At 62.3% G+C, this 1,611-nt stretch carries 1 protein-coding gene; it reads left to right on the top strand.

Features of this window, described 5'->3' with window-relative positions; genetic code table 11:
• Window positions 1–108 precede the first annotated feature (108 nt).
• Window positions 109–1,611: CTP synthase (locus ACESMD_RS07565; RefSeq protein ID WP_372611854.1), on the top strand; the 1,503-nt coding region annotated here is incomplete at its 3' end.

The following is a 1,611-nucleotide window of genomic DNA, read 5'->3' as shown; positions in this document are numbered from 1 at the left end:
GGCGCTGGGCGCTGAAATTGAGCCATTGGTCGTATTCTGCTAGTCTGTCGTCCCATCCAGACGCGGCTTCCTGCCGTGTCTACTGATCACGTTTCGACAGGTTCCCCCATGACACGATATATCTTCGTGACCGGTGGTGTTGTGTCCTCTCTCGGCAAGGGCATTGCGTCGGCCTCGCTGGCGGCGATACTCGAGGCTCGCGGCCTCAAGGTCACCATGCTCAAGCTCGATCCCTACATCAACGTGGATCCCGGGACCATGAGTCCCTTTCAGCACGGCGAGGTGTTCGTCACCGAGGATGGCGCCGAGACCGATCTGGACCTGGGACACTACGAGCGCTTCATCCGCACCAAGATGACCCAGGGCAACAACTTCACCACCGGCCGAGTCTACGAGAACGTGCTGCGCAAGGAGCGCTGCGGCGACTATCTAGGGGGAACCGTCCAGGTTATTCCTCACATCACCGACGAGATCAAGCGCCGGGTGTATGCCGGCGGTGAGGGCTTTGACGTGACCCTGGTCGAGATCGGCGGCACCGTGGGCGATATCGAGTCGCTGCCCTTCCTCGAGTCGATTCGCCAGATCCGCAGCGAACTGGGCGCAAGCCGGGCGATCTTCATGCACCTGACGCTGGTGCCCTACATCAAGACGGCGGGGGAGACCAAGACCAAGCCGACCCAGCACAGCGTCAAGGAGCTGCGCTCCATCGGCATCCAGCCGGATATCCTGATCTGTCGCAGCGAGGTGGAGCTCGAGGAAGCCGAAAGTCGCAAGATCGCGCTGTTCACCAATGTCGAGGAGCGGGCGGTCATCCCGCTGCAGGATGCCGATACCATCTACCGCATCCCGCTGATGCTCCACGAGCATGGCCTCGACGAGATCGTCTGTGACAAGCTGCGCCTCGAGGTCGAGGAGGCCGACCTCTCCGAGTGGGTCAAGGTCCTCGACGCCAAGCTCAACCCCTTGAAGTCGATCAACATTGCCATGGTGGGCAAGTACATGGAGTTGCTCGATGCCTACAAGTCCCTCAATGAGGCGCTGATCCACGCAGGTATCCAGACCCGGGTGAAGGTCAACGTCGATTACATCGATTCCGAGGACATCGAGCACCATGGTACCGAGCGTCTCGTCGGCAAGGATGCCATCCTGGTGCCTGGTGGCTTCGGCGAGCGGGGCGTGGAGGGTAAGGTGTTGACCGCCCGCTATGCCCGTGAACAGGGCATCCCCTATCTGGGTATCTGTCTGGGCATGCAGGTGGCGGTGATCGAGTTCGCCCGCCACGTCGCCGGCTGGGAGGATGCCAACTCGACCGAATTCACCCACGACACCCAGCACCCGGTAGTCAGCCTGATCACCGAGTGGCTCAGCCCCGAGGGCAGGGTCGAGCTGCGTGACGAGGCCTCCGACCTCGGCGGCACCATGCGCCTGGGCGGCCAGGTATGCCAGCTCAAGGCCGCCAGCAAGGCCCGCGAGGCCTATGGCAGCGACGAGGTCGTCGAGAGGCACCGTCATCGCTACGAGGTCAACAACCAGTTCATCGATGCGCTGGAGCAGGCCGGCCTGGTGGTCTGCGGCAAGAGTGTCGATGGCTCACTGGTCGAGATGATCGAG

It is taken from the genome of Halomonas sp., assembly GCF_041689495.1.
Classification (GTDB): domain Bacteria; phylum Pseudomonadota; class Gammaproteobacteria; order Pseudomonadales; family Halomonadaceae; genus Halomonas.
This window is presented reverse-complemented; position numbering and strand designations above follow the sequence as displayed.